Source organism: Lysinibacillus sp. 1 U-2021, assembly GCF_029916965.1.
Taxonomy (GTDB): Bacteria; Bacillota; Bacilli; order Bacillales_A; family Planococcaceae; genus Lysinibacillus; species Lysinibacillus capsici.
This window is the reverse complement of sequence record NZ_CP123966.1, coordinates 38901-65894: the sequence shown is the minus strand read 5'-3', so window position 1 is coordinate 65894 and position 26994 is coordinate 38901. Positions and strand designations below refer to the sequence as shown.

Annotated in this window: 26 protein-coding genes and 1 pseudogene; 8 read left to right on the top strand and 19 right to left on the bottom strand. The window is 37.1% G+C overall.

The genetic code is table 11. From position 1 onward, the window contains the following. Nucleotides 1-207 precede the first annotated feature (207 nt). A complete protein-coding gene (locus QH639_RS00305) occupies nucleotides 208-825 on the top strand; it encodes a 3-ketosteroid-delta-1-dehydrogenase (RefSeq protein WP_131521199.1) in 618 nt (205 codons plus the stop codon). Nucleotides 826-863: 38 nt separating this feature from the next. Here the strand turns inward: QH639_RS00305 and QH639_RS00300 are convergent, their stop codons facing one another. The 3 genes and pseudogenes from QH639_RS00300 to QH639_RS00290 all read right to left on the bottom strand — a co-directional run. Continuing rightward, nucleotides 864-2477, bottom strand: coding sequence for a GNAT family N-acetyltransferase (locus QH639_RS00300; RefSeq protein WP_237898590.1), 1614 nt, complete (start codon nucleotides 2475-2477; stop codon nucleotides 864-866). A gap of 133 nt (nucleotides 2478-2610) precedes the next feature. After that, nucleotides 2611-4299 carry an FAD-dependent oxidoreductase gene (locus QH639_RS00295; RefSeq protein ID WP_237898592.1) on the bottom strand — a complete coding sequence of 563 codons (1689 nt, stop codon included), beginning with the start codon at nucleotides 4297-4299 and terminating at the stop codon, nucleotides 2611-2613. 222 nt (nucleotides 4300-4521) lie between these two features. After that, nucleotides 4522-4764, bottom strand: a pseudogene (locus QH639_RS00290) (alcohol dehydrogenase catalytic domain-containing protein); the annotation flags it as partial. Between the two features lie 208 nt (nucleotides 4765-4972). Between QH639_RS00290 and QH639_RS00285 the strand changes: the two are divergent. Beyond that, nucleotides 4973-5659 (top strand): ZIP family metal transporter, encoded by a 687-nt coding sequence (locus tag QH639_RS00285; protein ID WP_227744947.1) that lies wholly within the window; start codon nucleotides 4973-4975, stop codon nucleotides 5657-5659. A 40-nt stretch (nucleotides 5660-5699) separates the two neighbouring features. Here QH639_RS00285 and QH639_RS00280 read toward each other — a convergent pair whose 3' ends face one another. Continuing rightward, nucleotides 5700-6761 (bottom strand): S-layer homology domain-containing protein, encoded by a 1062-nt coding sequence (locus QH639_RS00280; RefSeq protein ID WP_259420280.1) that lies wholly within the window; start codon nucleotides 6759-6761, stop codon nucleotides 5700-5702. A gap of 434 nt (nucleotides 6762-7195) precedes the next feature. Between QH639_RS00280 and QH639_RS00275 the strand changes: the two genes are divergently transcribed. Continuing rightward, on the top strand, nucleotides 7196-8095 hold the full coding sequence (locus QH639_RS00275; RefSeq protein ID WP_054549488.1) for a 3-hydroxyacyl-CoA dehydrogenase: 900 nt from the start codon (nucleotides 7196-7198) through the stop codon (nucleotides 8093-8095). Nucleotides 8096-8145: 50 nt separating this feature from the next. Here QH639_RS00275 and QH639_RS00270 read toward each other — a convergent pair whose 3' ends face one another. Both QH639_RS00270 and QH639_RS00265 read right to left on the bottom strand, forming a co-directional pair. Next, complete coding sequence (locus QH639_RS00270; RefSeq protein ID WP_131521194.1) at nucleotides 8146-8337, bottom strand: hypothetical protein; 192 nt, start codon at nucleotides 8335-8337, stop codon at nucleotides 8146-8148. A gap of 3 nt (nucleotides 8338-8340) precedes the next feature. After that, nucleotides 8341-8892: a sigma-70 family RNA polymerase sigma factor gene (locus tag QH639_RS00265; protein WP_131521193.1), complete on the bottom strand. Its 552-nt coding sequence runs from the start codon at nucleotides 8890-8892 to the stop codon at nucleotides 8341-8343. 174 nt (nucleotides 8893-9066) lie between these two features. Here QH639_RS00265 and QH639_RS00260 point away from each other — a divergent pair, with 174 nt between their 5' ends. Further along, on the top strand, nucleotides 9067-9225 hold the full coding sequence (locus tag QH639_RS00260; protein WP_131521192.1) for a YvrJ family protein: 159 nt from the start codon (nucleotides 9067-9069) through the stop codon (nucleotides 9223-9225). Nucleotides 9226-9640: 415 nt separating this feature from the next. On the opposite strand, the gene QH639_RS00255 is transcribed toward QH639_RS00260, so the two are convergent. Next, a complete protein-coding gene (locus tag QH639_RS00255) occupies nucleotides 9641-10138 on the bottom strand; it encodes a GNAT family N-acetyltransferase (RefSeq protein WP_131521190.1) in 498 nt (165 codons plus the stop codon). 108 nt (nucleotides 10139-10246) lie between these two features. Here QH639_RS00255 and QH639_RS00250 point away from each other — a divergent pair, with 108 nt between their 5' ends. Continuing rightward, a complete protein-coding gene (locus tag QH639_RS00250) occupies nucleotides 10247-10825 on the top strand; it encodes a DinB family protein (RefSeq protein ID WP_131521189.1) in 579 nt (192 codons plus the stop codon). A 76-nt stretch (nucleotides 10826-10901) separates the two neighbouring features. Here QH639_RS00250 and QH639_RS00245 read toward each other — a convergent pair whose 3' ends face one another. The 5 genes from QH639_RS00245 to QH639_RS00225 form a co-directional block, all read right to left on the bottom strand. Next, nucleotides 10902-11822: a DMT family transporter gene (locus QH639_RS00245; protein ID WP_259420281.1), complete on the bottom strand. Its 921-nt coding sequence runs from the start codon at nucleotides 11820-11822 to the stop codon at nucleotides 10902-10904. 37 nt (nucleotides 11823-11859) lie between these two features. Beyond that, a complete protein-coding gene (locus QH639_RS00240) occupies nucleotides 11860-13146 on the bottom strand; it encodes an McrC family protein (protein ID WP_281115499.1) in 1287 nt (428 codons plus the stop codon). Further along, complete coding sequence (locus QH639_RS00235) at nucleotides 13130-15046, bottom strand: McrB family protein (RefSeq protein WP_281115498.1); 1917 nt, start codon at nucleotides 15044-15046, stop codon at nucleotides 13130-13132. The genes QH639_RS00240 and QH639_RS00235 overlap by 17 nt, the downstream gene beginning before the upstream one ends. A 27-nt stretch (nucleotides 15047-15073) precedes the next feature. Continuing rightward, complete coding sequence (locus QH639_RS00230; RefSeq protein ID WP_259420283.1) at nucleotides 15074-15490, bottom strand: SRA domain-containing endonuclease; 417 nt, start codon at nucleotides 15488-15490, stop codon at nucleotides 15074-15076. 301 nt (nucleotides 15491-15791) lie between these two features. Beyond that, nucleotides 15792-16640, bottom strand: a complete 849-nt coding sequence (locus tag QH639_RS00225) for a pyridoxamine kinase (protein ID WP_259420284.1) — start codon at nucleotides 16638-16640, stop codon at nucleotides 15792-15794. 178 nt (nucleotides 16641-16818) lie between these two features. Here QH639_RS00225 and QH639_RS00220 point away from each other — a divergent pair, with 178 nt between their 5' ends. Both QH639_RS00220 and QH639_RS00215 read left to right on the top strand, forming a co-directional pair. Further along, nucleotides 16819-17373 (top strand): ECF transporter S component, encoded by a 555-nt coding sequence (locus tag QH639_RS00220; RefSeq protein WP_004228177.1) that lies wholly within the window; start codon nucleotides 16819-16821, stop codon nucleotides 17371-17373. A 131-nt stretch (nucleotides 17374-17504) separates the two neighbouring features. Further along, nucleotides 17505-17945: a cell wall hydrolase gene (locus QH639_RS00215; RefSeq protein ID WP_004228176.1), complete on the top strand. Its 441-nt coding sequence runs from the start codon at nucleotides 17505-17507 to the stop codon at nucleotides 17943-17945. Between the two features lie 70 nt (nucleotides 17946-18015). Here QH639_RS00215 and QH639_RS00210 read toward each other — a convergent pair whose 3' ends face one another. Next, nucleotides 18016-19272, bottom strand: a complete 1257-nt coding sequence (locus QH639_RS00210; RefSeq protein ID WP_131521184.1) for an MFS transporter — start codon at nucleotides 19270-19272, stop codon at nucleotides 18016-18018. Between the two features lie 134 nt (nucleotides 19273-19406). Further along, a complete protein-coding gene (locus tag QH639_RS00205) occupies nucleotides 19407-20867 on the bottom strand; it encodes an amidase (protein ID WP_281115497.1) in 1461 nt (486 codons plus the stop codon). Between the two features lie 130 nt (nucleotides 20868-20997). Here QH639_RS00205 and QH639_RS00200 point away from each other — a divergent pair, with 130 nt between their 5' ends. Next, the gene (locus QH639_RS00200) at nucleotides 20998-21729 is read left to right on the top strand and encodes a helix-turn-helix transcriptional regulator (RefSeq protein ID WP_281115496.1); all 732 of its coding nucleotides are present in this window, start codon (nucleotides 20998-21000) and stop codon (nucleotides 21727-21729) included. Nucleotides 21730-21886: 157 nt separating this feature from the next. Here the strand turns inward: QH639_RS00200 and QH639_RS00195 are convergent, their stop codons facing one another. The 5 genes from QH639_RS00195 to QH639_RS00175 form a co-directional block, all read right to left on the bottom strand. Then, nucleotides 21887-22783, bottom strand: coding sequence for a hydroxymethylglutaryl-CoA lyase (locus tag QH639_RS00195; protein ID WP_237898601.1), 897 nt, complete (start codon nucleotides 22781-22783; stop codon nucleotides 21887-21889). 19 nt (nucleotides 22784-22802) lie between these two features. After that, a complete protein-coding gene (locus QH639_RS00190) occupies nucleotides 22803-24158 on the bottom strand; it encodes a tripartite tricarboxylate transporter permease (protein ID WP_066037148.1) in 1356 nt (451 codons plus the stop codon). Beyond that, nucleotides 24155-24595, bottom strand: coding sequence for a hypothetical protein (locus tag QH639_RS00185; protein ID WP_281115495.1), 441 nt, complete (start codon nucleotides 24593-24595; stop codon nucleotides 24155-24157). The genes QH639_RS00190 and QH639_RS00185 overlap by 4 nt, the downstream gene beginning before the upstream one ends. A 3-nt stretch (nucleotides 24596-24598) precedes the next feature. Then, on the bottom strand, nucleotides 24599-25855 hold the full coding sequence (locus QH639_RS00180; protein WP_048394314.1) for a hydroxymethylglutaryl-CoA reductase, degradative: 1257 nt from the start codon (nucleotides 25853-25855) through the stop codon (nucleotides 24599-24601). Nucleotides 25856-25992: 137 nt separating this feature from the next. Beyond that, nucleotides 25993-26541 carry a helix-turn-helix domain-containing protein gene (locus QH639_RS00175; RefSeq protein ID WP_237898605.1) on the bottom strand — a complete coding sequence of 183 codons (549 nt, stop codon included), beginning with the start codon at nucleotides 26539-26541 and terminating at the stop codon, nucleotides 25993-25995. Nucleotides 26542-26994 lie beyond the last annotated feature (453 nt).

The following is a 26994-nucleotide window of genomic DNA, read 5'->3' as shown; positions in this document are numbered from 1 at the left end:
ACTCCCTACTAAAATTGTATCTCTATTATGAAAGACTCCTTTTTAAAGGAGCTTTATTCCCCAAACATTCTTAATAGTACCATTATTAAATTTGAGAAAATAGGGATATTTCCCTGCATTGTACAAAATCAACCATTATTTTACGAAAAACAATGTGATAATTTTTATGGTAGAATAGAATAAATAATTCTTTAGGAGATTTTCAAAATGATTTTAACAAAGCAAGAAGCAATACAGGCACTTAAAAAGAACAAATTCATCGGTTTTACTATTACAACGGGTAATATTATTATGAAAAAGATTAATAAAACCGAGTATAATATTTTTGTTTTCGAAGAAGGAAGAGAAAAACCATTACGCTATGTAGGCTCTATCATGAACGTGATGGCGACAATGAGCGATAAAGCTTCTAAGAAAGATTTTGTGATTGTTGAACAACTACCAGCAGGAAACAGTGCTAAAGAAACTCAATCTTCTGAACAAGAAGCAACAACAGAGGAAAAAGTAGCACTAAATGAAGAAAAGCCTTTAGTTGAAGGACAAGAAGAAAGCCGTGCGATCGCTGGCTATGAAGGCTTATATGAAATGACGACAAGTGGTCGAATTATTACAGTAAGAGAAAACCGCCCATTGGCTCGCTGTAATGATGAATATGGCTTCCATATTGCGCGATTAACAAAGGACGGCAAAGCATCCAGCCATAATGTCTTTGAACTTTGGAAACAGACATTCCCAGAGCTGGAGCACACTCTTTTCAAAGGTGCCCTAAAAGCCAAGTATGGTACAGGCTGTAAGCTAATTGATAAACCTGGTATTCATTTTTAATGAAACACCCTCAGCAAATATGCTGAGGGTGTTGTTATTTAGATATCGTATATTTTTTGCCACTTGAAAATCTTTATTATATTAATTTTAGCTACTTTATGGAAACCTGCCTGCATGAGCTTTCTTCGTCTGGATCTCTTATACCAAGGGACTATTGTACAGACTGCTCTCCCTTCCCGCTGCACATCTGCAACGATCTCCTCTAGTCGCAAGCTATCATATTCTTTTATAAACGACATATTGTCTGACAGCTTGTAGGAATAGTTAACCGTTTCTTCGGTAACCGTTTGATCGTGTCGTCTATAGATGACATGATCGCTATCTGCAAAGAGTCGATAGCCCTTATAGAAATCTGTAACATTTGTCGCTCGATCCTTCGTTGTCATGATGTCTTTCATTGATAATTCTTGAAATCTCACATTTCTGTTATTCTGTTGTTGCTCTGCAATATAAACGTCTAAAATATGAATAGCTAGCATTCGTTGGAACATTTTTGTAACAGCTCGTAGCCAATCTTTTATGCTTGCATGCTTCAGAAAATAACGCAGTTCTCCTAATCGGTCTCGCTTCAATTTTACTAGCTGATGATTATTTGTTAATAGCCCTTTTAGGCGATCACGTATGACCATCCATAAACGAATACTACGCTCTTTAACTCCTTTTGTACTCATCACAAATTTCCTAGTAAAGTCAATATGTGTATACCATTCAAATTTATATGGCTCATAGCCACTTCCTAAGTCATAATAACGATAGCCAGCTTGATGTGCTTTTAGCATATTTTCTTTTTCAATGAGGCGACCTGGACCAAATAGATTAAAGTCTGGCTCATGGCCCATTGCCTGACAAAAATTGCGCTCTCTACAGCATAGATCAATTGTAAAAGCAATCCACTGTCCTTCAAATTGTAAGCTATCAACTTCTACGCGAAGCTCCTTACTGTTGCATTTAGCTAGCCGCTCATAAAATAGACGAGTTTGCTTTTCGGTAAAGCCACTTTTATCAATTTTCTTTTGCCATCTTCTCTTGAATAACGTAAACATGTCTTGTAGATGATTGTGATTTACTTCCCGAAAGACGACATGACCAAGTGACTTTAATTTGTTTTCACGCCGTTTAAGGCTTTTGAATTTCTTGTGATGCCTCTTTAGAAATGTTTCCATAGGAATGGTTTGGAAATCAATATAAGATGTGACAGTTCGAAAAATCGAATGAGGCATTTGATATTCGATCGCAAACTTTTCTAATTCTTGAGAGGTATTTTTACTTTCTAATAATCCATGTAACACGATTAAATAACGCTTATATTTTCGTGAAAACTCCTTCAAAAGAAACGTAATAGAAGGTTCTAACCACTCCTTGTCAGCGATCACTTCCATATAGGTCGCAAAACCTTGTCCTAAAAAGCTAAAATAATGGATTGTACCAAATCGTACAGTATGCACTAACGGAAAAAAGGCAACTGCTACACCTTGATGTTCCACTATGTAAATCTTGACATTGTCATGAATCCCGAGCGTTGTCCACCAAGTTGAAATCCATTCGTACTCAATAAAAGGGTTATTATTATACTCTTTTTCAAGAATCTCTGACCAAGTGCTCCGATAGGGCTCTAACTCTTCGATAGTCGTTATGAGTTTATAAGCTAGCAATGAACTCAATCGCTCCTTTTCACGTGATCATCGCCATACATTTAGTAGCCACTATATTCCTAGCAATAAAGTATTAGAACATTACACCAACGTAAAAACCCCTCCTTATTAGAAAGGAAGGGCTTCGTTTCATTTACACGTTTACAAGTGATACCTCTGCCTTTGTCACTGCATTGGCCATATGTGCTGTCGCCACAAAGCTTAGTGTCATACCAGGCCCAATGGTTGCGCCTGGGCCAGGATACGTTTCCCCCATGATAGACGCTGAACAATTGCCAGAAGCATACAACCCCTCAATGGGTTCGCCATTCTCCTTTATTACCCGAGCATATTCGTCCACTACGAGGCCACCTTTTGTGCCGATGTCTCCAGGATAAAGACGCAATGCATAGAAGGGTGCTTTCTTGATTTCTGCTAAATTTGGATTTGGTAGTGTCGGGTCACCGTAGTAATTATCGTAGGCACTATCTCCTCGATAAAAATCATCATCATGTCCGTTCCGCACAAAGTCGTTAAAACGATTCACCGTCGCTACTAGGCTCTTCACTGGCACATCCATTTGTCTAGCAAGCTCTTCAATCGTTTCAGCACTTTTTGCGACTCCATGCTCAAACCAACTTTTCGGGAATGCCTGTCCTGGGAACAATCCTGTAAAAATATAACGGCTTTTAGCTGAGGCATCAATTAATATCCAGGAAGGAATCGCCTGCTTTGTGACCTCTTGATGCTTATACATCGTATCCACGAATTCATGATATGGAGCCGCTTCATTAACAAAACGTTGCCCCGCACTATCCACTACAATCATATTGGGCACGCCACGATCTGCCACTAGGAAGAATGGATGTCCTTGTGGATCAATAACAGAAGGTGCTCCCCATACTTTATCCATTAAATCCAACATTGCACCAATTTTTACGCCAGGTTCAAGGATGTCACCTGTTTGACCTTCTGGAGAAGAAGTCCATGCAGCATTCGTAGGACTTGGTAAATACTTTTCACGAAGTGTCTGATTATGTGAGAAGCCACCTGATGACAGAACAACACCTTTCTTCGCCTCAATTCTAAGCTCTTGTCCATCTCGTTCCACAATAATTCCAATTACTCTTCCTTTGCCCATAATGAAATCTTTAAAGGCCGTTGATAGCCAAAGCTCACCATTTGCTTCTGCAAGGGAGAGGCGTAAACGTGCAATTAAAGCTTCTCCTAATGCTACCGGATCGCTCTTAGTCACCTTTGACTTGACTAAACGCGCCCCTAATTTCAGTGCAGTAGTTTTACCTTTTAGCGTCCGGGTAATCATATTCACCTTATGAAACTCGTAGCTATTCATCGTGAAGCCTTTTGTTGATAGAGTTGCACGACGCATAGAATTTGCTAAAGAGCCCATTTTTGTTAAATCGAAAATAAGTGGTTCAATGGAGCGTCCCTGTGACAAGCCACCTGGTTTTTCTGGATAATAATCCGAGTAGCCTTTTGCATATTGGAAGCGCATATGCTTTGTTTTATTGTATAAAAAGCGTAACATTTCAGGCCCTCTCGTAATATAGGCTTCCTTTAGCTCTTCTGGCACACGATCACCGATTGTTGAATCTAGATATTGGCGTGCAAGTTCATGTGTATCTGGGACACCTGCACCTTTAATGATATGATTATTAGGAATCCATAAGGCACCGCCTGAAATAGCAGAAGCACCACCATAGCGATCTGTTTTTTCGATCACTAATGATTTCATTCCTTGTAACTTTGCTGTTAAACCTGCTGTCAATCCCGCTGCACCAGAGCCTACTACTACTACATCATAACTAGCATCCCATTTCATTCAACCATTCCTCCCTATATGAGCTAAATCGATGAATCTGTCCTTTCTATTAAAAAGTATAGAATTAAACCAATATTCAGTCAATTTAAACCATTCCCTATTTTTCCACAAAAAAAGGAGCATGCTCACTCGATTTAAGGTTTTAGAATCACCATAGGCTTTACTTGCTTCTTCTAATGGCAATAAAGTGTAATGATTTCTGTCGATGGCATTATTATAACCTCCACACGATACATTAAATGGCAAGATGACACGGTCACCCTTTTTCACTTTTGTCACATCTGCTCCTACCTATTACATAATCCTTAAGTGAAGGAATAGCGCCTTGGTAAATATGCAAATCAGTTCCACGAATAGCAGTAGAAGTGATTTTCACAATAATATGTCCTTCTTTTTATAGTTGGATTCTCTACTATACATTTTAACTTGGATATCTTTAATTCCCTGATAGGTTACAGCCTTCACGACAACACTCCCTTAGCATAGTACCATCACAACAAGCATTAGATTTTCAACTCTATTCTTTGCTTCGCTAACCTGCAGTATGCACATCTTTGTCATTATCGTTTTTATACAGGCAAATCAATGTCAAGCATATTCATTTCTACTTAGCATATAGTTTGAAAAGACATTAAGTTGATGATAGGGCGGAGGAATTTTACAGGTGAGTGCAATGATACTTGGTGGTTTTCTATTTTTCAGTGTGAGCATTGGGGGCGCGATTGCCTGGATTTTCTCTAAGCTATTTCAGCATACGACACAGGGATTATCATTATTGTGCGGAGGTTTTTTAGTAGGCTTACTTGTGCTAGATATCATTCCTTCTTCCTTTCAAATCTATCAATCATTTGGGATTATATTAGGTATTTTTATTGGGTATTTTATCTTTCAACTACTAGATACCTTATTTCATGCTTCTCATGCACAAAATCCCTCTGTCTCTCTATTAACACTTGCTATGATTATCCATACAATCCCTATTAGTCTCACTGTCGGAAATTTACTTGGAAATGCTGCATTAAGTATTTCTCTCACAGCCTCCATTATTCTTCACCATGTTCCAGAGGGATTTGCTCTATCTACTGCACTCATCTCTCAAGGTGAAAGGCTTTGGAGACTTTTCATTTATTTCTTCATCTTCTCCATTTTCTTTAGTATTTTCATCTGGTTTGGTCAGTATTGGGCCTTACCTGAAAAAGCACAAGGGATCTTAATGGGCATTTCGATAGGATTGATTGCTACAGCTAGTATTTCTGAATTCATTTTGCATCAGCTACAGAAAGTCTCATTTAAAGCATTCTTTATGTATCTATTTCTAGGCTATTTCCTAAGCTATATTTTCCATATACTTGTTGAATAACAAAGGGATGTCTCCACACAAGAGACATCCCTTTCCTCTTTTATTCTTCTTCACTAACTAGCATTAAAGTAAGCGTTAAAATTTTAGAAACCTCTGCCCGAGTAAGATTACCTTTTGGGTTAAACTTACCATTCGAACCATTTAAAATACCTAGATGTTGCAATAGACCAATAGCATCTACTGTTTCTTGACGCATTTGATTTTTATCTGTGAATGAATTGTTTTTGCTCACTTGCGCAACATCCACTTCCATACCTTCTAAATATCTAGCAGTAATATAGGCCATTTCCTCTCGTGTAACGGGCTTTTTCGGCTCAAATTTTTCACCATTGAAAATGTCGATTAAGCCATACTCTTCAAGAATCGCTACTTCCTTAGCACCCCAGAAACCATTAAGATCCGTATAAGAAGCAGGGCCCTCATAATCATCATTCACATTTAAGCCAGATGCACGGAAAATAATAGCCGCCAGTTCTCCACGCGTCACTTGTCCATTTGGATTAAACGTAGTAGCCGTTGTTCCATTAATGATATCTGTTTGATACAGTAACTGAATATAGCTTTCAGCCCAATGACCAATAGCATCCTTGAAATATCCACCTGATTTTAACTCAACGTCGGCACGAGCAAATACCTGTACCATATCATTTAAATCCTCTGCACTAACTGCTTCCCATTTGCCAGCAGTATATACTTCACTTTTATAGCCATTACTAGTTTGTGTAATTTTTATTTGAATCGCCTGACCAAATAACTTCTTCAGTTCTTCATAGTTTTCCTTAAACTCTTTTTCTCCCTCTGGATAGAGGTTTGTACCATCTTTGTACGATTGAAGAATCGCCTCTAATGAAATTTTGACTGTAATACTATTTTTTGTTGTAACAATCGACACTTCGTTATTTTCAAAGCCTATTTTAGATAACAAAAGCATTTTATAAATATCTTGATAGGGCATGGCTTGTAACTGATTAGTGGCTACCACATTCTGTTTTGGATGAATTATATTTGCCACATTCACTACATCCTGTGCATACGCCTGTCCACCAAACCCTCCTGTAAAACATGCAATACTCAGTGCACCAGCTAACATTATTTTCTTCACTGTTTTTCCCCCTTCGATTCATAGATTCAGTGTACTAAAACAACAGTTTATAAATCTATAAAAATATGGGAATTATACAATAATTATATAAAAGTCCTATTATTAACACATTATAATTTTCCTATTTTTACTTTTGAGTTTGAAACTAGTTTAACAGAAGAACAAATTACATAATGCTATCTACAACAATTACATATGTAATTAGCTATATCTCTTAAATAAGGGCAGCTTAAAGGCTGTTCTTTGTTATATTTCTTTAACAGTGGGTACATACTTGGAAAGAAACTTCTTTCAGATAACTTTATATTTATATAATATTAGAGGCTTTCATTTGATTTTTATTCGTAGGTAGAAGTAGTATGGAATTGTAATGAAGGATTATCTACATATCCACACTATTATATTAATGTAACAATTTCAAAGGAGGAATTTCGATGAATTATCAAAACATTACAGTTGCAGGTAGCGGTGTATTAGGGAGTCAAATTGCTTATCAATCTGCTTTCAAAGGTTTTAATGTAACAGTGTATGACATTAACGATGAGGCGTTAAAAAATGCACAGGATCGTATTACAAAATTAAAACCATTCTATCAACAAGATTTAGGTGCTACACAAGAAGAAGTGGATGCAGCCTATGCACGTCTTACATTTAATAGTGACTTGGCGCAAGCCGTTGCCAATGCTGATCTTGTTATAGAAGCAATCCCTGAAGTTGTGAGCATCAAAACAGAATTTTACACGAATCTTGGAAAAGTAGCACCAGCAAAAACAATTTTTGCAACAAACTCGTCTACTTTATTACCAAGCCAATTTGCTGAAGCAACTGGCCGTCCTGATAAATTTTTAGCTCTTCACTTTGCTAATACAATTTGGAAAAACAATACTGCGGAAATTATGAAACACCCTGGTACAGATATGAAAGTATTTGATGAAGTGATTGAATTTGCACGCGCCATTGGCATGGTACCACTACCATTGCATAAAGAGCAACCTGGCTATATTTTAAACTCATTACTCGTTCCGTTTTTAGATGCAGCTGAATCTTTACTTGTAAAAGAAGTGGCCGATCCAGAAACAATCGATAAAACATGGATGATTGGTACAGGCGCTCCACTAGGACCATTTGCTATTCTAGACATCGTTGGCATTAACACTGCCTATAACATTGTAGAAGCAAAAGCAACTGCCACTGGTGATGAAAACATGAAAAAATTAGCTAACCTCTTAAAAACAGAGTACATCGAAAAAGGCAAATTGGGCCGCGCAACAGGTGAAGGCTTCTACACATATCCAAATCCAAGCTTTGCGAAACCAGATTTCTTAAAGGGTTAATGATTAAAAAGAGCAATTGTCCTTCTTAAAAGGGCATTGCTCTTTTTTTATCATACAAAAAAATTCCAAAAACTAGGTGTGTTTTCAAATTCCTTCGTTGTCAGCTTTTCAATAATTTTCAGCTTAATCTCCTGCTCTAAGTCTTCTCTATCCTGGTAACTTGTTTGATGAAGACACTGCTTAATTTTTGGCGTAAAATTTTCAATAATTATTAGCATCTCCTCATTCATATTGTCCTGCATTGACTAAATCTCCTCCTTTCTAATATTTTGATGATGAAGCTTCTTTAAAGCCTTTCGATGAAGATTGGATATGTTCTGTGGTGTTGTTTGAAATGTCTCAGCGATTACTTTTATAGAATAGTCTTTGACATAAATCATTTCTAAAATTTGAAGTTGCTTGTCTGTTAATTTTTGTAAGCCTTTAAAGAGCTGTTCATTTTCAATTTTTTCTAATAATCCTTCTTCTCCGCTATCTTCGTCTCTTATACCGTCGTCCATTAGGCCACTATCTGCGACTAATAAAAAGCGATTTTGCAATCTTCTCTTTTTTTTATCGAAATCCAGGCTAAAGAAATAAATTAAATTGCTGATATACTTTATTTTCTGTACCCTTTGATAATGAGCTTGAAATGTTTCATCAACCATTTTCAAATTACAATCATTGGGATATAAGATTGCATGTTGTACCAAATAAAGATTTTGTGCATCTGCCAAAAAACTTCTGATAATTGGATTTTTAACCTGTTCTCTATTTCTGTAAAAAAACTCTTCTATTATTTTGTACTCATTACACATTCGCATCACTCCTATATATTGGCCTTCTTGTTCATTAAAGTGAATATCATATATCTATTATAAACCAAAAAACAGAACAAATGTTCCCTTACTTATTCATTCATATTGATTTTATTAATCGTACGTTCACTTTTAATAACTGTAAGCATCATAATAATGAGGGGGGAAGATGTTATGATACCAGTTGAAACTATACAAATGTGGGTTCACCTAATAGGCAATTCAGGTTTCCCTATTGCCATTACCATCTATCTCTTTATGCGTTTTGAAAAGAAAATAGAAAATTTGGAAGCGATCATCTTGAAGTTGTTAGATAAAAGGGAAAATTCATAGGTCTACAAAAAATTTACGGCAGCATCCTTTTTAAAGGATGCTGCCGTGTGACTTAAAGATGCCTCTGCATACCATATATGTAAGAACAATTATGTAGATGGGGGGATTTTATGGAGCTTATATTGACCATTTTACTCATGCTAGATATTCCCTACAATTACTTTCACCATTCATTCCCCATTATGATTGAATACTTGGGGAATCTTGGATTTTGGCTGGCACTCCCATTATCGGTCCTTACTATCTTGCTAAGTCTATGGTTACTTATAAAAAAAGTGGGCATTGTTAGCTCTTTACTTATTCTTTTTATTACGGGGATTCTTTTATTCCTTGCTTTAATTCCATTGTTCCATTGCTACTCATCCTAATAAATTGAAGCCTTTGAAGATGGAACTTCAAAGGCTTTTTAGCATTTTTAGAAATACAGCACCATATAATCCTCATCAAAATATTGCTGCCCTATTTTTAAGGCGTTTCGTTCTGTTCCAAAAACGTGAAAACCTAACGATGTGTATAATCCTTTTGCTGATTCATTGGAAGAAACAACTGTTAAATTAATTTGCTCGACGTCTACGAGTGTTTTTGCTTGATTGATGATCTCTACCATTAGTTGTTTTCCTATGCCCAATCCCCGTTTTTTTGAAGAAACATAAACGGCAAAAATACTCGCTTTATGCTTTAGCTTCATTTTATTTGCGTGCACCAATGTCGCCACACCGAGTAAATCCTCCTGGTCAAATGCCCCAAATGTAAATGTTCCCTGTCCTTCGAGCCTACTTGCAAACGACTCAAGTGACAAATCCTTTTCTTCCTCGAAGCTAGCGCCAAAAGCTTCTGGATTTGTTTGCAATCCCTCTAATCTTAAATCTCTATATACCTCAGCATCTGCAGCTGTTAATTGTCTAATTTCCATGCCTTTTCCTCCTATCATACTTTTCCTCTTTATCGGCCATAACGATTGGCATTTGATGTACTTTTCCAGCAGTAATCCTTAAAATGGAAATAAAGGAGCTAAAAATCTATGAAATCTACTAATATGTCAAAACATTTTCTTACGTTACAGGCACAACGAGCACACTATCTACCAGCTTTTCATTCACTTTCACAGGAAGAACTATGGCAAGTAACACGCGAGGGAAAATGGTCCATTGGTGAACACTTTTATCACCTTTATTTGATTCTCAAAATGCTCCACACAGCAACCAAATATTCTTTATTCCTCACGCCTATCGCTAAAATGCGAAGAAACAAGCCATTCTCTACTGAAATACATGATATTTATGAAGAATATCAATCCAAAAAAGGACAAGGAATGCGAGCACCAGGTATTTTAGTTCCACCTAAGAAAATACGCTTTGTATTAAACAGTTATGATATCGACCAATTACTTATCAACGAGACACTTGCTTTGCAAAAGTTAGTACAAAATATAGACGAGGATGTTGCAGGGCACATTGTTTTTCCTGATCCCATTGCGCATTATCCTAATCTCATTCAAGCTATTCAATTGTTGGCTATTCATGAGAGGCATCACTTTAATAGGATGGAAGGGCTTTTAGGAGAAAAGAATTTGAAAGGTACAATTAAAGAAATCAAATAGAGCCATTTTGATTTTATGCCCATCAAAACTGGCTCTGGATTTTTCAGTATAGCAACTTTGTCATGGAAAAATTTTATTAAGAAACGCTACGATCTCTTTGTTCTAGAACTACACTTAAAATTCCAAACAATAACAGTAATAAGACACCTATTAATGTAATATTTGACCATTGTAGCCTTGTATCGAATAGCTGAAAAAAGAAGGTGAATACAGGAATAAAGCACAATGACATCATGACTAGAAATACTTCACAATATTGAATACCCTTCTGTAATAAATACATTGGTATTAACACACCGATGACTGTCATCAATAAAATCCAACCAATGTTTTCAAGCAAATAAGTAAACATGACATCATATGTAGCGATAAATGAAAGCAAAATGATACCATAAAATCTTTTTGATAAAATCATCGAGCTTGTCCATCCTAATTGACTGAGCTGCTTAGAATAGACTGTACATAATACTGCACCAAGTCCACACAATATGCTTGCCCCGACTCCTAAAATACTTGATTGGTCCCATGTTTGTACAGCCGATTTCCCTGTAAAAATAGCACCAATCAGTAATAAACTAGCTGCAAATATGCCAATTGCAAGACCCCACTGTGCATTTATCACTCGTTTTTTCTGCTGTATCGCAAGTAGCAATGCAAACAATGGGCCTAGTCCCATTTCAAGAGAGCTCACTATCGCTGGCTCAATATATTTTAATGCAAAGTAAAACCCCATAAAGGCTAATATGGAAGCACCGTTTAACTTCCATAAAGATGATCGTGCCTCTTTCCAGCAGGGCTCTATCTTTTGCTTACTTGTGATTAATTGAAAGAAGACAGTCGTAAGAAAAAAACTAATACCGGTGAAGAGAAATGGATGCACTGCTTGTACACGGTTCGAGTAATACACTTGGCTAATAGACGTTAAAATGGCTGACACTAGTAAACTTATTACCCCTATTGCATATAGATGACGTTTATTCTCAACTCTAGCTCCCATAGATTCCCCCCTGATAGCATATCTACTCTTATGTTTACTATTGCGTTGCTAGAGTAAACTTCTTTACTAATTTCTCCAAACTGTTCTCTACATGATGACAGTCGACAAAAAACACCCTCACTTCGGCACTTTGATCCCCTTCATTTGTGTTAAAATAAATTTCTTTCATTTGTTCAACTTCCGTATTCAATGGATAAAGGAGCCATATTTCTTTAGCGTGATATTTTTTAGCATACGCATACATTTGATACATATCTGCCTGTGAAATGCCATAGTTATTGTGTGGCGTGTTACTTAGCATTTTCCATTTTGTATCTAAAATAATGTTGCCAGTGCCATTTGTTAATACAATATCTGGTCGTAATGCAAATTTCCCTTGAAATAAATGATAGCCTTTATCCTGTAATTGTACCTGCCACGCTGTATCACTTAGTAGCTTTTTCAGATGAAAGCCAATATAAGACTCAAAAACTTTTTCCATTGGAAATAATAAGGCTTTAGCAAATGAATGTCCTGAAAAAGTTGTAAAGCTTTCATTATTTAAAAAAATTTTAGACCATTGCATAATCGTTTCATAATCTTTTGAGTTACGATCAATCTTTACCTGGGAAAAATCCTTACTGTAGTTTTTTGATTGCTCAATGAGTTCAAAGTGTATGAGTTGCTTACGAATTTCATTTATATTGTCATTGCTAGTAGATTGTTTCAACAAATAAAGCAATGTAGCCTTGATTAGCCGATTTTCCGCTCGATTCATTCCAAACTCATCATAGCGTGTATAGAAACGTTGTCGATGAACAAGGTTATATTTTAATTGCTGTGAGAATACCATTTTTCCTTTGTATACATTTAAGTTATCCTCCATCGCATAATACGATGATTTAAGTCCTTTTTTAATCAATTTTTGTACTTCTTCAATGTACAATCGACTGAAAATTTCCAATAACGTCATATGATCTGTACGAAGACTAGTCTCATTAAAGGTTTTGCTAGGAAATTCTTGTAACGACTTAAGCATTTTCAAAAATGTTTTTTTAGGGTCAATGGCTGTTTTTCCATATATTTTTGGCAAAATTTGAATTTGTGTACCATTTTTCAATTGCACAATACCAACATAATTTTTTGCACGAATGACCTTACCAACATGCCGCTTTGTGGAAACAGAGAAAAAATCGTATGCATCCACATCTTCCATATCATTACAGTCCAAAATCATATTTTCAAGCTGCTCGAAAGAATCATTGTCTAAGTAAACATACTCATCTTTAAAAGCTTTATTGCATGTCAGGATATCGTATTCCTTTATTTCAATTAACTTCTTCATTCTCGACCCTTCCATATATGCCGATATAGCTTAATGGTTCCTCGAATGCACTTGCTTGAAGATGGAATTTCGTTTCTGGGAGGTCTATATCAATGGCTCGACCAAATAATCCTTTTACACTTAATTTCTCATCCAAAATAAATCGATATTGCTGGGGTTTTAAATGATCTCCTAACACTAACTGAATCTTACTATAATCTTCATAAAAATATTCTTGGAGAAGTGGAATAATCGCATTCTTAAAAATATTAGCTAGATTTTCTAATGAACTGTCTTCTTTTAAGCTCATAAAATAGGCATGACCAATAGTATGTTCACGATCATACAGTGCTTCAATACGAGCGTTCATAACTTCCATTAGACGTTGAATATGAATATGCCCAACTTTTATATCAGCTACTGCATTCAAATTTGGCAGCATTTCAATAAAGTCAAAGCGTCTTCTAAGTGCTGTATCCATCAGTGCAATGGAACGATCTGCTGTATTCATCGTTCCCAGCAAATAGACATTTTGAGGGACACCAAAATCCTTTTTAGAATATGGAAGCTTCACATGCATTTCTTCTAGTGCTCCAATTCGTTTTGTCGGTTCAATTAATGTAATAAGTTCACCAAAAATCTTCGATATATTGCCTCGATTAATTTCATCGATAATAAAGACATAGTTATTAGTATTTTCTTCCACATCGATTTGATCATTTTGCGAGTATTTTAAAATTAAATTATTCACATCATTGATTGATAGTCGCCAAAGCTCATAAATGGTTTGCTGAACTAAGTTCGTTTTGCCATTTAGCTCATAAATATTTTCATAGATATCCGTGGCAATCCACTCTACTTCACGACTTCTTTTAAAATCTTCCTCTGCCTCTAACCATTCAGGCTCTCCTGTAATAATGCCAATTGCATCAATATGCTTTTGATCTCCTAAAGAAAAGACGATATCGCCAACACTCATTCCCTCATAGAAATAGTACAAGGTATCTGAAGGATATTCCCCATCCTCAATAAAATCAGTACCTTCCTCATCCCAGCCTATACGAATTTGATTGTCCTTAAAGCATTCTTCTTTCAGCCAATTCTTGCCACTGCCTCCTAAAGAAATCTTCCAAACTTTTTTATTTCCTTCCATCACCTGATCATGAGCAGTTAATTTTAATTGCTGCGCTTGCTCACAAAATTCTTTAAACACGCCTGATTCAATTTTATATTGAATGCTCTCTTCTGCTTCATCGTTTAAAACAGGCTTAATTCCCTCGATAAACTCTTCATATCCATATGATTGATGAAAAGTAACAAATCGAATCTGACCTTGCTTTTTATACGTAAGATAACGTTCAAAAACATCTTGATACGCTTCTGCGCAAATCGCCATAAATTCTTTATTCTCAATAATACTAACCGCGTAGTTCACCGTATTATAAGTTTTCCCTGTTCCTGGTGGACCGTACAGGATGGTATTGATATTGCATTGACTCATTTTTGGGGAATCCTCCTCAATTATTAGGTTTGTTAAAATGAAATGAGTAAACTTTCCTTCAATGAAATCATATAATTCAGCAATTTTTTTCTGACCCATTATGGTCGTTACGGTTATTTCTCTATTTAATGCAGGGCGTTCTTTTTGGTTATTAAATTCTCCGTAATAAGATAGTCTTCGCTTAATCGAATCATTAAAATCTCCTGCCACTAGATAGTTATAAATAGAACCAGTAGCATTTGCTACACAGTGAGATGATGCCAATGCAGGAGGAATTATATCTTTGTTTAATTCCTCCGCTTTTTTAACAATTTCACTCTGCTTAAAATACAAATCTTCACTTTTAACATTCTCTTTTTCGATAAATTTTTCATATGTTAATATTGCTCCTGCTAACCAAATAGCCTCTACCTTTTTCATAAAAAACCCTCTCTCGATCTGGTTCTATTAAAGTAAATTATCAGCCTTTTTCAAAGGAAATACCCAAACATTACGCATTCGTCCATCAACATCTTTCTGAAGATCAGTGTACGGATCGGCAGCGAGAACTACCTCACCTCGATATGTATATTTCCCCTTTGTCATAACTTCAAAATAATGAACTGTTATACCATTTGATTTGGATTCAGCTAATGTCTTATTTTGTGACTTTAAATGCTGATTGCCCTTTTGTCCCATGCCAGTATAGTGATAAATTTCATTTACAGTCCTGTCATCATATAATTTTGTTCGATCTGATATTAACACTAAGGTATTTGTTCGGTGTGATCTTCTCATGCCACCCTGTGGAGAACATTTAAAAATTTCACAAAGTTGATGGTTATCAATTATCGTATTTATTTGTAAATCTTTTATTTCCTTCAATAAATTACACTCCCTACACTCATTATTTTATTTCCATTATAGTACCATAAATTTGTTCTAATTTTACTAATTGTTAATGAAATCAAACATAATTTCCAGTTATTTTTCACTAATTTATTCAAGTCTTTTAACAGAATTATTTGCTGAAAATTCCCTTTAAAGAAAAAAGACGTGTAAGCAATAATAGCCTTCACGCCTTTCTATTTAATTTTTTCATGATTATCAACACTTAAAATTTTTTACGGATCAATTCATAAAAAATCAAATTGATACAGAGAATATTCCAAGTTAATTGCATCTTCTAAAGTAGCATACGTAAAAACTTTTCAAAATGCACGCCTGCCTCACGAGGTACTTGCTCCTTCGAAGTAGCTTCAATTGCAGCAGCTAAAAATGTTTCTGCTAGTGTCATTGACGCCATTAAATCTTGTCCGCGCATCATGCCACCCATTATGATGGATGCGAAGAGGTCGCCCGTGCCTGAATAGCTCTCACCATTATAGTTGCGGATACTATGAAAAGACCGCTCAGAATCGACAAACATATTCCCAACATAACGCTTGTCCGTATCACCTACTGGTGGATTCAAACCCGTAATAATGACGTTTGCTCCAGTTGCTTGCTGTAACTGCTGACCTGCCTCTTTAAGGGCATGAATATAATCAGTATCATTTGGATAGCTCAGTAGCCTTTCATAGGATAAACCTGTAAGCAAGCAACATTCCGTGACATTTGGCGTAATAATATCAGCACACTTTACTAACGCTTTCATACGATCAAGCAATTCACCAGTAAACATTTTATAGACCTCACCATGATCACCCATTACTGGATCGACAAGCAACGTCGTCTTATTTGAGTGAAACACGTCTAAAAAGCGAAATATATTATCGATTTGCTCCTTACCTGTAACAAAGCCTGTATGAATCCCTTCAAAGGTAGCTCCAAGCTTACTCCACTCATCTATAAAAGAGTCCATCTTTGACGTTAAATCTTCACAATAAAAGCTTGAATATCCTGTTTGTGCCGTTAAAATAGCTGTTGGTAATGGGACTGCTTGCACACCCATCACAGAGAGTACAGGCATCGCAGCCGTCAATGAGCACTTTCCAAAGGACGACATATCTTGAATTACAGCAACTTTTTTCATCATACATTCCACCTAACTCATCCTGCTTTTACTCTCCCCATCGTATCACAATTCGAAAGATGCGAAAATAACCTCAAACTGACCCTTAACTTTTTTATAAAATTGACACTTTTACAATAGTCAGTCCTTTGTTAAAGTAAAAATCATCAAAATATTCATCATAGTGAGGAAGAGACAAATGCAAAATATACAAAGGCCAACATCCTATACAAAATCACGCACAAAAACATTTGATTTAGTCATTACAGCGATTTTAGCAGCACTTGTTTTTGTTGCTACGATGTTTATCAATCTGAAGCTACCGATTGGGCAAGGGGGCCTTATCCACTTAGGAACATCTATGCTGTTTATCTCCGCTATTTTATTCGGGCCTAAAAAAGGAGCACTTGCTGGAGCTATTGGAATGGGTTTATTCGATATCGTAGGTGGCTGGTTAATTTGGGCACCCACAACCATTATTTCACGCGCATTACAAGGCTTCATTGTCGGTAAAATTGCTTGGTCAAAAGGACATAAAGGTGATAATCTTGGGCTGAATATTTTAGGAGCAGTAGTATCAATGCCTGTGATGATTGCTGTTTACTATGTTGGGCAAGCCATTATGTTCAACAGCTGGATTGCCCCGCTGGCATCCATTCCTGGGGACGTCATTCAAAACATCGTAGGCTTAGTTATCGCCATCCCAGTATGTGTTGTACTGAAAAAAACGCCATACTTCAAAAATAATTTTTAATGAAAAACACCATCTTGCTGTTGAACAGTAAAGATGGTGTTTTTTATGGAGTGATATACAAAAAAAACGAATTTCAAGATAAAGTGAAACTAGCCTTGTTCTTTTTCATACTATAAGGTGGAGGTGGAAAAATGCCAAGAGTAAAATACCGTGATGCAGACGTTGCTTTAATGGCAAGGATGATGAGAGCAGAAGCAGAGGGTGAAGGTCAACAAGGTATGCTTTACGTGGGCAATGTCATTGTGAATCGTGCTGTGGCATCCTGTTTAGATTTCAATGATGTAAGAACAATTGAGCAGGTTATTTACCAGGTACAAGGCGGAAATTATTCTTTCGAAGCTGTTCAAAAAGGCAATATGTTTTACCAACGAGCGAGAGAAACGGAAAAAAGATTGGCGAAACAAAACTTAGATTTCTGGCGTGAACATCCAGCAAAATACGCACTCTGGTACTTCAATCCATATGCACCATGTCCCCCAACATGGTATGGTCAGCCGTTTACAGGACAATTTAAGAATCATTGCTTTTATGAACCTGCTCCAGATACTTGTGCCAGTGTATATATGGGATAATACGTTCAACGTTAAAAAGGGAATACCTCTATTGCAGGTATCCCTTTATACTCATATTTTATAGCATGGCTTAATCCATCACCTTTAAAAGCTTTTCCTTAAACATCATTACTCCAATCAAGCCAATGATAGAAAATATGACTGGCGAAATGAAGCCATAGTAGTATCCATCACTTACATTGCCTGTGGCAGCTTGAAAGTAATCTAAAATAAACCCAAAAATAATGGGCAGCAATGCGGCACTTAGAAAGCCCCCAGTATTGGCAAATCCAGAAACAATGCCTGATTCATTTAAAGGGAAAGTTTGACGAACTGCCGCAAAGGTTAAGGCACTTGCACCATAGCCAAAGCCAATGATAAAGAACAAGACAATGAGCATGAAAATGGACGGATGCCCTTTCAATAAAAGAAAGGCAAACCAACTAGCTAAAACCGCAATATGCACAACAATATAGGGTCTCTTAATTGTACCTAACCAGCCAGCAATCCAGCTCATTAAAGGTGCTCCTAAAAGCGCTCCGACTAGACCAATCATAATTAACTGACTAGCCTCTGACCGTGACATCTCATACATATTGATCCCATATGGTACTGCCCACGAGCTAATAAAGCCAACATACCCGCCCACAACGCCAAAATGACAAAAAAATAAAGCCCACGCTTGCCTGCTTGAAAATATTCTTCGTAATAATATGGAGCTTTTTTCACGTTTTATTTCTTTAGTTATGCTTACAGATTCCTTTGAAAAAATGCGTTTTGTGTTTTGTACAAGCACAAAATAAAGAAGTACACCACATAAGCATAGTAAAAGTCCTGTAGAGAAAAAGGTGATTCGCCAACCTAATAAAAGAATCAATGTAGCAAAAGGCACCGTTGCCAATAAGAAACCTAAGCTCCCTGTCATACCTGCAAAGCCAATTAATCGGACAAACTCCTTTTTATGAAACCATTGTGCCAAAATAAGCACCATATTCACCCATATGGTGGCATCTCCTATACCAGTAAGTATTCTAGAAAAGAATAGAATGAATTCATGTGTACCTAGACTGTAAAGAATGGTTCCTATACCTGTTAGGGTGGCACCAATGATGAGGAAAACGTTTGGCCCAAATCGGTCAGCTAAAATCCCCATTGGAATTTGCAAACTCGTGTACACAAAAAATTGAATACTCGTCAATAACCCAATTGTCGATGCCGTTACCCCAAAATCCTCCATCAATTGATCTGTAATTAACCCTGGAGCAGTTCGCTGACTTGCCATTAACAAATAGGTAAACAATACAGCAACAAACACAATCCATCTGTACTTATGTTGTTGTTTGTCCAATAATCACTACTCCTATTAGCTTTTATTGTATGTATATGAGTTCGAGGCCAGGATAAAACCTGCTTTTGAGGAAGCTTTAAAATTACGACAGAAAGAAAACGCACCCAGTCTACACTAAGTGCGTTCATGCTAGATTATACCGCTGGCTGAGGCTGTTCACTGACATGTACTGCTGGTTGACGGTCTTTCCAAGGCATGGCTTCCTCTAGCTGTCTACCTAGCTGTAATAACGTCAATTCATCTGCAAATTTACCTGTCATTTGTAGACCAATTGGTAGACCTGATTTACTTTCGGCTAAAGGCAATGATATGGAGGGCTGACCTGTAGCATTGAATAAATTTGTAAACGGTGCATACGTGAAAATTTGCTCTGTCCATTCAACAGCTGAAACGTTAGGATTGTTGGCATTTAATTCACCAATTTTAGCAGGAAGTGTACCAATAGTTGGACTTAATAAAATATCATAGTCTTCAAAGAAGCCTGCTACTTGACGTGAAACGACCGCATTTGTATGAATAGCTTCCAATAAATCAGCCGCCTTTAATTGACCACCATATTCATAGCATTTCCAAATGGCTGCTTCAATATAGTCTGGAGAAACTGCTTTACCAGTGCCTGCTGCAGCCCCCTTAATCATTTGATAAATATTCGCTGTCCAAATATCGACCGTCGCCTTTGTGAATGATGCTTGTTCATATTTCGGACGCGCCTCTACTACCTCGTGTCCTAGTTCTTTTAATACTTGAACTGTTTTATGAACCGCTTCTATACATTCCGGATCGACAAATGCCCCAGAATTTGTTTCAGTTGTCCAAGCAATTTTTAGCGGGCGCACTGTTTCCTGGATAAGTTGTCCATACGGTGCATGTGTTACTTCTAATTTGGAATAGCTCCCTAAGTCAGGGCCTGCTACTTGATCCAATAAAACAGCTGTATCACGAATTGTACGAGTCACAGCGAACTCAATGGCAATACCATTTAAAGGCTCGCTATTGAATGGACCAGCTGGAACTCTTCCACGTGTAGGTTTTAATCCCACTAACCCACTACAGGAAGCGGGGATACGAATAGAACCTCCACCATCATTGGCATGAGCGATTGGCACAATACCACTTGCAACAGCCGCTGCTGACCCACCACTCGAACCGCCTGGACTATGATTTAAATTCCACGGATTGCGCGTTGCACCATAAATAACTGCTTCAGTCGCTGCATTATAGCCAAACTCAGGTGTTGTCGTAGTACCTGCTAAAATCAAGCCAGCCCTTCTAAAGCGCGCCATTAATTCACTATCGACGGGTATAACCGTATTTTCTCCAATACGACTCCCCATACTATGCGGAACACCCTCTGCATGTAACACAAGCTCCTTAATTAAAAACGGAACACCTGCAAACGGCGCATTTTCATCAACCTTCTCAATGGCCTTATCAGCCTGCTCTTCTAACACACTAACAACTGCATTAATGGATGGATTGACTTTTTTTATTCCTTCTAACGCTAGCTCCTTTAACTCCTGTGGTGTTACCTCCTTTGATTTTACTAGCTCTGCCAACCCAATACCGTCATAGGATGCATACTCTTGTAAATTCATATTATCACCTCGTATAGTAGTAATCTTGCAACTATAATGTACTGAATATTCTAAATTTAAGATATTACCCGAAAGGATAATTCTGTTTTAAGTAGAATATAAATGCATAATAGAGAAATGAGGTGTTTTCATGTTTTTAGAAAATGATTTAGAAAACATTCTTAAAGCAAGCTATCATATTTCAAATATGAATGTGAAACAAAGCAATGAATGTTTTAAACATGAACTATTGCAAACAATTAGTCAGCATCTCGGCTATCACCATATGTTATTTTGGGAAATAGCAAATAATGAGCTAACCGCCCCTGTGCTTTTTAATATAGAGAGTCACACGATTAATGACTATTTACAAAGATATAAAAACTTTGATCCATTGCACCCCCAAAATATAAATACACAGCCTTCCATTCAGCTAATGAGTAGGAATGAAGTGATGTGCCTGCAAAAACAAACCCACTATAAAGAAGTATTTTTGAAAGAAAATCGCTATGAAGATGAAATGGCCATGTATTTAAGAATAGACAATAGGCTCGTAGCCGTTATTGGCTTTTTAAGGAAAACCGGAGAGAAGCTATTTAATGACAAAGATATTTTAAAGTTAGTGTATTTGAAAAGAAATATCGAAAACATGTATTCCTTACATCACTTTTCACAGCCCTCCATCGTGTTGGAAATGACAGATCGAGAACGAGAAGTTTTAAAGTTTGTATTCAAAGGCTTGAAAAACATAGATATCGCCAAGCAATTATTCGTCAGTGAAAATACAATCAAAAAACATCTTCAAAACCTATATAGAAAGTTTCAAGTAACCAATCGTACCCAACTGCTGGCAAAGTGTTTGAAGTATATTGATCATATTTAGGGGGGGATCACCTATTGAATTCAAAGGTAGTATGCTGATTAATTGGCATAAAACTATTTTTCCTCAGTAAAAAGACTGCCCCACCAATTGGTAGAGTGTGTCTAACAATTGGTGGGGCAGTTCTCATTTTAATTCTAACTATAAAGGGCTCTTTTACTTAATTACTTTGCACTTTATATACTTTACTATCAAGCTGTCTATCAATTGCCTGCTGTAAAAATCGCGTAGCGGTAAATAGTTTTTCTTCATCAATATTCGTTTGCACGCCTAAACGGTGCAGGAAATTTACTAAATCATTCGTTGACACATTGCCGCTTGCACCAGGGGCATAGGGGCATCCCCCTAAACCTCCAATAGCACTGTCGTATTTTGTAATCCCCTGCTCAAGTGCTGCAAATATATTTGCTAAAGCACGTCCATACGTATCATGAAAATGAAGGGCAAACAAATCACGATCGTATTGAGTGAGCAGCTCTGATAAAATAGCCTTTACTTGTACAGGATCCGCTACCCCAATTGTATCACCTAGTGAAATTTCAGAAACGCCCATTGCTAGATAGGCATCAATGATTTCCTTCACTGTTTGAAGCTTTACTTCATCACCAAACGGACTGCCAAATACAGTTGAAATATAGCCTCTTAACGATATACCTTCACGATTTGCTGCTTCAGCTACAGCTTTTAAGTTCTGTAAAGATTGGTTAATTGAAGCGTTTACATTACTTTGATTATGCTCCTCAGAAGCAGAAATAAATAAAGCAATTTCATCAACCTTTTGTTGAATGGCTCCTTCTACCCCTTTCAAATTAGGCACAAGAGCTGTATACGTTATGTTTTCATGACGTGCGATTTGCTCAAACACCTCATGATGATCGGCTAAAGCTGGTATCCACTTGGGACTAACAAAAGAGGATACTTCGATATGGCGGACACCTGTTTCACTTATTAAATTAATCCATTGCACTTTCAAATCAGTTGGAATAAAAATTTTCTCATTTTGTAAGCCGTCACGCGGACCTACTTCTCTTATTTCCACTTGTTTTGGTAAAGTCATAAAGATACACTTCCTTTAATTAAATGCCGAACAGCTGTAGCATAATCCAGCTTGATGCGTAGAATACCATGAATTGCACACCGGCCCCTACACCTAAAATACGATTTAATAAACCACCAACAGTTGCGACTGTAAATGTTAACACTACTCCTAGCAATTGTGCCTCGTTATAGGCAAGCAAAAATGCTAAACCGATGAACATCGCTACGATTGCTTCCTGGCTAATATATTTCAATACTAATACAGATGCTTTACGGGCATAATTCATCGCAAATGGATAAGCAATTAAAGCGGCTACACTAATACCGATTAACCCAAAAATGAAAAAGTCCCATGAAGACATTAGCGTGTGTAAGTTGTTAACTGGATCTACTGTAAAAATAGGTGGTGCATTAAATAAAGGTGATGCTGGTCCAAGTGCTACTGGGCTTAACGGAATACCGAATGCAATTAATGGAATAATCGCTTCAGCTATATATGTCGATTCCGTTACACCATTCATGACAGTAAGACTCGTTGTTGATTTTTTATAGGCACCTTTTGTACGTGAGCCTACAATTTCTCCCATCAATGACGTCATCCCGACAGGACTGAAGACAAATGTAAGGGAGGAAAGAAACGTTGTAATGCTCGTAAAAATGGTCTGCCTTTTCGATAAAATTTTAAATGGATTCGGGAAATAGCCTTTCCATGATTTCGTTTCAGGAGCAAGATTATATTGATTTGGCTTACTGCGTGCTAGATCATTTTTAGCAACAGAAGAAGCCGCCATTAAAATATTACAAAACATCGGTCCAATCGCAATTCCTAAAAAGAATGTAATACTTAAATGTTTATCCAGCATCGCGAAGCTAACGCTATCTAAAGCTTTAATGAAAAATGCAAATGGAATAATGATTAAAATACTTGCCCATTTTCCTTTTGAAAAGAATGCGATTAAAATTGCGGCAAGTGTAAAAATGATGCCTGATGAAGATTTAAAAAAGTCGGCAAATTGACCTAAAAACTGACCTAACAATACAGCGGTTGGTAGGGCGATAAATGCACCGATAACACCGCCAGAAATCATTTTACGTAGTGCAACATGTGGCATGCCTAAACGGCGTAATGTATTGGCATGGTCGATCAACGGTACAGCCGTTGTATCCCCTGGAATGCCTAATAACGCAGTTGGGACAGCATGTGTTAAATGCTTAGCTAACACGCCCGCCATGAAAAAGGCGAATACCCCTTCAGGAGGCGCTCCCAGCAAAATAACTAACAATGTAATGGGTACCATAATTGCTGTTTCATCTGTACCTGAGATAAGACCAATGACAGTAAAGATAGCTGCACCAAGAAGTGCAAATAAAAGAGCTATTACATAAATACTCATTTTTTATCCGCTCCTTTCAAGCCTTGTAAGCTAGAAAGAATACCAAAATCCTCAAGCTCCTTTTTTGTCACCGTATCTTCCTCGATTAAGCGTATTTCCTCGTCTATATCAATCTGTAAATCCTCAAATGCTTCCTTTAAAGAATGACTAGATGCTTCATCTTCTACTAAAATACGTTTTGGTTTAAAAAGAATCGTATTAATAGCAACAACAATCAGAATACCCGTGATTCCTGTTAACAATGAATAGGAGTTAATCATTTGAGGGTCTGCAAACTTCGGAAAAACCCACTGGCCAAACTGATAGCCTAAAAAGCTTGCGGCAACGCTTAAAATAATTGAAATAATTAATTGATTACCAGAAACCGTGTCTCCTAAAATTTCAATAAACTTCTTTTCCTCTACATTTTTTTGCTCATTGTATGGAGTATTCGCCATGTATTATTCACCTCGCAGAGAGTTTGTAATCTCTAAAACACGATCATAACGGAAATCCTTCTCTTCTACCGCCTGCTGCACAACTCGATCAATAATATCGCCTGTTGCCCCAGCCATTACAGCCAAGTTTTTCGCATGCAGACGCATATGACCAGATTGAATCCCCTCTGCTGAAAGTGCGCGTAAGCTTGCTAGATTTTCTACTAATCCTACTGCGGCAATGTAGCTGGCTAGCTCCTCTGCAGATTGCACATCCATAATTTTTAGCGCTGCTTTTGCAACAGGATGGGTCTTCGTAGCCCCTCCCACAATACCAACAGCTAATGGCAATTCCAACGTCCCAACAAGATTGCCTGCTTTATTCAGCTCCCACGTTGTTAAAGAACGATATCTACCAGAACGAGCAGCATAGGCATGAGCACCAGCCTCAACAGCACGTGTATCATTACCCGATGCTAATACTGCAGCAGTAATACCATTCATAACCCCTTTATTATGTGTGGCAGCCCGATACGGATCAGCATCTGCAAATTCGTAAGCACTTACAATATTTTTCGCAATCTCTATTCCCCCGAGCATTTCTGTCGAGAATTCACCACGCGCACGAACAATACGCTTATCTGCTAAATTTGAAATAATCCGTAGCACAACTCGTCCATTTGTAATCCGTTCGATTAATGGTGACACAGATTCCGCCATCGTATTAACAGCGTTTGCCCCCATTGCATCCTTCGTATCAACGATTAAATGGACGACAACCATAGTTTCTTTTGCTGTGTCGATTAAGTGCACTTCTATATCCTTCACTCCACCGCCTAACTTGACTAACGTTGGATCTTTTTCATTACAATGCTCGATGATCTCATTTTTATGTTCAAAAATTTTCGCCCTCGCTGCATGAGGGTCCTCAATATTTAATACCTGAATCTGTCCGCGCATAACTGTTCCCGAGCTGGAAGTAAAAATACCACCTAGCTCATATGCTGCACGGGCCGCATTACTAGCCGCAGCAATTACTGATGGCTCTTCCGTAGCCATCGGAATAAATACCTCCTTGCCATTCACCTTAAAGTTGGCCGCTACCCCTAGAGGCACTGAAATATGTCCAATAACATTTTCAACCATTGCATCTGCAAGCTCTAATGAAATTCCACTTTTTAAAGCTTCAACTTCCTCGTTGGTTAAATTTGATTTTTCAGCGATTAACTTAATTCGCTCTTCTACTGAAAGTAAATAAAATCCCTTAATACGTGAAGTCATCCCCATACCCCCAAAATTAAAAAAGTGTAATATAATTCAACTTAGTTGAATAACATTACACCAATTGTAAATTGTCTGAATAGTATTGTAAACAAGAAATTTGTATTTTCGATAATATATACGTTTAAAAGAAAGATTTAATCCTCAACATAAATCGTTAATACCTTTGAGTTTTCTGCAGAATTATTAATAAAGATATGCTCCTTTTTCCCAGAAAAATACGCAGAGTCCCCTTCTTCTAAATTGTAAAATTTATGATCGTATTTCAAGACGATACTACCCGAAATGACATAAATAAATTCATCATTATCGTGAGTATAAGGCGCTAAATTTTCCGCCCCATTATGTACAGTAACAATAGAAGGATTGATATTACTCATATAGCTCTTATTCGCTAACAGCTCATATTGATAGCCAAGTTCATTCGTCTCAACCGTCTCATTGCGTTCTTTTTTCGATACAATCGAAATGCCATCAAATTGATCCTGAATAACAAACCAAGCCATTGGCACATCAAATATTTCCGCAATCTTAGATAATGTCACCAGACTCGGTGTCGCTTTGCCATTTTCTATTTTTGAAATATGGCTTTTCGTTAAATGAATCTGCGAAGCTAAATCATCCTGAGACATTTTATTTTTCTTCCGCATCTGCTTTATTTTTACGCCAACTTCTAGTAAGTTCATCTATTCCAGTCCCCTCAATCATTTCGGTTTTTACAATAACTATACTATATTTTTAAATGATGGATCGAAAAATACGGAGCGTATAATACTTCTGCATTTTTCATCTGTTCAATTGAATACAAAAGGATGTGCTGAAAGTTTCTCGACTTTTAGCACACCCTTATACCATTATAGTGATGACATTCACATCTTCTTAGGCTGAATGCCGAGCAAGATTGTTGCATTATGCTTCACAATAAACACGTTGAGAGGCCAAAATCAGCTTAAGTTGAACTGAAGAGAGACCAATAATTCAAAAGCTCTTGATAGAATCGATGACATTTCCGACCTTGTCATAAAAGCATTCAAAAAAATGAAAATGAGAAGGATAAACTCTCTCAAATTTTCAACGATTTCATTTGTTTTTAAAAAAAGAGTGTCTTCCCTATGACAACAAATGCACGGAGTATGAAC